Genomic DNA, 3,512 nt, shown 5'->3' on the forward strand with positions numbered 1-3,512 from the left:
TTAAGATAAGGGTTTTAAAAAAAGGCGGCGACATACTCTCCCACATTTCTGCAGTACCATCTGCGCTAATGGGCTTAACTTCTCTGTTCGGAATGGTAAGAGGTGAGCCCCATTGCTATAACCACCTTAAGTTTTTAGTTATGAGTTTTTAAGTTTTGAGTTTTTTAACTCTATACTCTACACTTTTTAACTCTTAACTGCAACCAGAGGTTGCCTATAAGGTAACATATTGAGATAAATTTGAGTTTGAGTCTATAATAATAAATAATAAGAAGCCGTACATAAGCCTACGGGTAATTAGTACTACTCGGCTATGACATTACTGCCTTTACACCTGTAGCCTATCAACGTGGTCATCTCCCACGACCCTTTAAAGAAATCTCATCTTGTGGTGGGTTTCGCGCTTATATGCTTTCAGCGCTTATCCCTTCCCAACGTAGCTACTCTGCAATGCTCCTGGCGGAACAACAGATACACCAGAGGTTAGTCCAACTCGGTCCTCTCGTACTAGAGTCAGATCCACGCAAATTTCTAACGCCCACAGCAGATAGAGACCGAACTGTCTCACGACGTTCTGAACCCAGCTCGCGTGCCACTTTAATGGGCGAACAGCCCAACCCTTGGGACCTTCTCCAGCCCCAGGATGTGACGAGCCGACATCGAGGTGCCAAACCCCCCCGTCGATGTGAGCTCTTGGGGGAGATCAGCCTGTTATCCCCGGAGTACCTTTTATCCTTTGAGCGATGGCCCTTCCATGCGGAACCACCGGATCACTATGCTCTTGTTTCCAACCTGATCGACCTGTATGTCTCTCAGTCAAGCACCCTTATGCCATTGCACTCTACGCACGGTTACCAAGCGTGCTGAGGGTACCTTTAGAAGCCTCCGTTACTCTTTTGGAGGCGACCACCCCAGTCAAACTACCCACCACGCACTGTTCCTCGTTAGAGGTTAGGCTTCAGATAAGCAAAGGGTGGTATTTCAACAACGACTCCACACAACCTAGCGATTGCATTTCATAGTCTCCCACCTATCCTACACATTACTTATCCAAAGTCAATACGAAGCTATAGTAAAGGTTCACGGGGTCTTTTCGTCCCGCTGCGGGTAATCGGCATCTTCACCGATACTACAATTTCACCGAGCTCATGGCTGAGACAGTGTCCAGATCGTTGCACCATTCGTGCAGGTCGGAACTTACCCGACAAGGAATTTCGCTACCTTAGGACCGTTATAGTTACGGCCGCCGTTTACTGGGGCTTCAATTCAGATCTTCGCCGAAGCTAAACCCTCCTCTTAACCTTCCAGCACCGGGCAGGTGTCAGGCCTTATACATCATCTTTCGATTTAGCAAAGCCCTATGTTTTTGATAAACAGTCGCCTGGACCTTTTCACTGCGGCCCATCCGAAGATGGGCGACCTTTCTCCCGAAGTTACAGGTCGATTTTGCCTAGTTCCTTAGCCATGAATCTCTCGAGCACCTTAGAATTCTCATCCCAACTACCTGTGTCGGTTTACGGTACGGGCTGCTTCACTCGGTTTTCTTGGAAGTCGATTTGCTAGATTATCAGCGCGGCCGTAGCCTTACTGTACTATCGGGGTGTTACCACTCCCTTCAACGCACTATTCCGTCAGTGCGCACTAACTTTTCGCCTCCGTCACTTTTAGTGTGAGCAGGTACAGGAATATTAACCTGTTGTCCATCCACTACCCCTTTCGGGTTCGCGTTAGGTCCCGACTAACCCTCAGCTGATTAGCATAGCTGAGGAAACCTTAGTCTTTCGGTGTGCGGGTTTCTCGCCCGCATTATCGTTACTTATGCCTACATTTTCTTTTCTATCCGCTCCAGCAGTCCTCGCAGACCACATTCTGCGCAGATAGAATGCTCCCCTACCACTCCATTGGAGTCCATAGCTTCGGTAATATACTTATGCCCGATTATTATCCATGCTCGACCGCTCGACTAGTGAGCTGTTACGCACTCTTTAAATGAATGGCTGCTTCCAAGCCAACATCCTAGCTGTCTAGGCAGTCAAACCTCGTTTATTCAACTTAGTATATATTTGGGGACCTTAGCTGATGGTCCGGGTTCTTTCCCTCTCGGACATGGACCTTAGCACCCATGCCCTCACTGCATTAAAACATTTTATAGCATTCGGAGTTTGTCAGGAATTGGTAGGCGGTGAAGCCCCCGCATCCAATCAGTAGCTCTACCTCTATAAAACTATTAATACGCTGCACCTAAATGCATTTCGGGGAGTACGAGCTATTTCCGAGTTTGATTGGCCTTTCACCCCTACCCACAGGTCATCCGAAGACTTTTCAACGTCAACCGGTTCGGTCCTCCACTGTGTGTTACCACAGCTTCAACCTGCCCATGGGTAGATCACACGGTTTCGCGTCTACCACTACTAACTATAGCGCCCTATTCAGACTCGCTTTCGCTACGGCTCCACACCTGAAGTGTTTAACCTCGCTAGCAACGGTAACTCGTAGGCTCATTATGCAAAAGGCACGCCGTCACTGATAAATCAGCTCCGACCGCTTGTAAGCGTATGGTTTCAGGGTCTATTTCACTCCCTTATTCAGGGTTCTTTTCACCTTTCCCTCACGGTACTAGTTCACTATCGGTCTCTCAGGAGTATTTAGCCTTGGCGGATGGTCCCGCCAGATTCACACAGGGTTACACGTGCCCCGCGCTACTCAGGATACCACTATCAATAATTTACCTTGCCTATACGGGACTATCACCCTCTTTGGTTCCTCTTTCCAAAGGATTCTAATTCAGTAAACATCAAATGTCGTGGTCCTACAACCCCAATATTGCCGTAACAACATTGGTTTGGGCTATTCCGCGTTCGCTCGCCACTACTAGCGGAATCACTTTTGTTTTCTTCTCCTCCGGGTACTTAGATGTTTCAGTTCTCCGGGTTTGCTCATCTTACGATGTGACATATCTTCAATATGCCGGGTTGCCCCATTCGGATATCTGCGGATCAACAAGTATGTGCCTCTCCCCACAGCTTTTCGCAGCTTATCACGTCCTTCTTCGCCTCTGAGAGCCTAGGCATTCCCCATACGCCCTTACTTAGCTTATTGTACTTTTTGCTCTTTATTATTTAATATTTTTTCTCTCGAAGATTAATTTCTTAATTCTCGTTTCTCTTTTATCTCAATATGTCAATGAACTTTTTCAACTATATAAACAGTCGATCGTGGAGAATATCGGAGTCGAACCGATGACCTCCTGCGTGCAAGGCAGGCGCTCTAGCCAGCTGAGCTAATCCCCCATAAGTTAGTCATGAGTTATTAGTTATGAGTCTTGAGTAAAACTCCTAACAAACTCAACTTCTAAAATTTCCTTCTAAAATACTTAGTAGTCTCAGGCAGACTCGAACTGCCGACCTCTACATTATCAGTGTAGCGCTCTAACCAGCTGAGCTATGAGACTCTACTTGTATTTAGTTCAATTTCTTAATTAACAGCTAAGCAAAAACAATCTCTCGATCGTT

Annotated in this window: 2 tRNA genes and 2 rRNA genes; all 4 read right to left on the reverse strand. The window is 46.8% G+C overall.

The annotated features are described in order from the left end of the window. Positions 1–19: 19 nt before the first annotated feature. Positions 20–129 (reverse strand): 5S ribosomal RNA (gene rrf, locus Q0845_RS27645). Positions 130–277: 148 nt separating this feature from the next. Further along, a 23S ribosomal RNA gene (locus Q0845_RS27650) occupies positions 278–3,099 on the reverse strand. Positions 3,100–3,216: 117 nt separating this feature from the next. After that, positions 3,217–3,290, reverse strand: a tRNA-Ala gene (locus Q0845_RS27655). A gap of 87 nt (positions 3,291–3,377) precedes the next feature. Continuing rightward, positions 3,378–3,451 (reverse strand) — tRNA-Ile (locus Q0845_RS27660). Positions 3,452–3,512 lie beyond the last annotated feature (61 nt).

This window comes from uncultured Kordia sp., assembly GCF_947489565.1.
Classification (GTDB): Bacteria; Bacteroidota; Bacteroidia; order Flavobacteriales; family Flavobacteriaceae; genus Kordia.